The sequence below is a fragment of the Peribacillus sp. P4_C12 genome, from assembly GCF_056402095.1.
Window position 1 is genome coordinate 1 of the sequence record NZ_JBFUIB010000994.1, and the last position, 865, is coordinate 865.

The 865-nt window shown below is 33.8% G+C and carries 2 protein-coding genes; both read left to right on the forward strand.

Features of this window, described 5'->3' with window-relative positions; all coding sequences use genetic code 11:
* Positions 1 to 19 precede the first annotated feature (19 nt).
* Entirely contained in the window at positions 20 to 106 is an 87-nt protein-coding gene (locus AC1DUW_RS30775) for an IS3 family transposase (RefSeq protein ID WP_477642703.1), read from the forward strand.
* A 155-nt stretch (positions 107 to 261) separates the two neighbouring features.
* Positions 262 to 444, forward strand: a complete 183-nt coding sequence (locus tag AC1DUW_RS30780; protein WP_477644445.1) for a hypothetical protein — start codon at positions 262 to 264, stop codon at positions 442 to 444.
* Positions 445 to 865: the final 421 nt, after the last annotated feature.

The following is an 865-nucleotide window of genomic DNA, read 5'->3' on the forward strand; positions in this document are numbered from 1 at the left end:
GGTTAGAGGTGCTGTAAGTATGTATATTCGATTCTATAACCATCATCGCTTCCAGAAAAAATTAAACAACCTGAGTCCATATCAATATAGAACTCAGGCTGCTTAATTGTCTTTTTTATTTCTGTCTATTTGACAGGGGTCACTCCATAACCACTAGAGCTTTTTCTATTTCATCTTTATTTATCTAATTATGAAAGCTGTAGGTTCGTAAAAGTAGACTTTTACGAACGGTGAAGTTTCTTCTCAAAACACCCGTTATTCATGTTCGCTAAAGTTCTGAAACACTTTACGAACGTCCTCGGACCCTCATATACTTTTACGAACGCCCTGAACGAAATTCGTGAGCTAGATCAGTACAAGGGTAAAGGTGAAAATGTGTATTTTTATAAATTAATTGCTGCATGGAATCAAGATTTATTGAAATTTAATCAAGAGTCTCATTGAGAAACAAAAATATAGTGGACAATTGATTGATGAAATGGAAGTTGAGTAGCGTATTGCTACTCTTTTTTTGTTGTATTTATCACAAAGAAAAGTCCTATAAAGAATACTAAAAACTTGAAAAAAACGGTCAAGTAATAATTTGAGTAATATTGCGGTAATTCTATTGATCATATGGATAGTGATGAAATAGAAAAAGGGCTGGTAAGAGAACGAGTGTCAGACACCGATTGATAGTTGGAATTTAAAGACTAATGACTCATTTACAAACTATTCAGTTAAATGCATAATTAGGAAGATTATGAATAAGGAGGGATTATATGTATAAAAAATCACTAACAGTACTATTAGCTGCGGGTATGGTACTATCAACTGGTACAGTATTTGCACAAACAAACGGGGCAACAAATGCCCAGTCTGACAC

What these genes read in the sequence shown, in the direction of transcription:
- AC1DUW_RS30775 (WP_477642703.1), top strand. Translation starts at nt 20, where the DNA reads ATGTATATTCGATTCTATAACCATCATCGCTTCCAGAAAAAATTAAAC.
- AC1DUW_RS30780 (WP_477644445.1), top strand. Translation starts at nt 262, where the DNA reads ATGTTCGCTAAAGTTCTGAAACACTTTACGAACGTCCTCGGACCCTCA.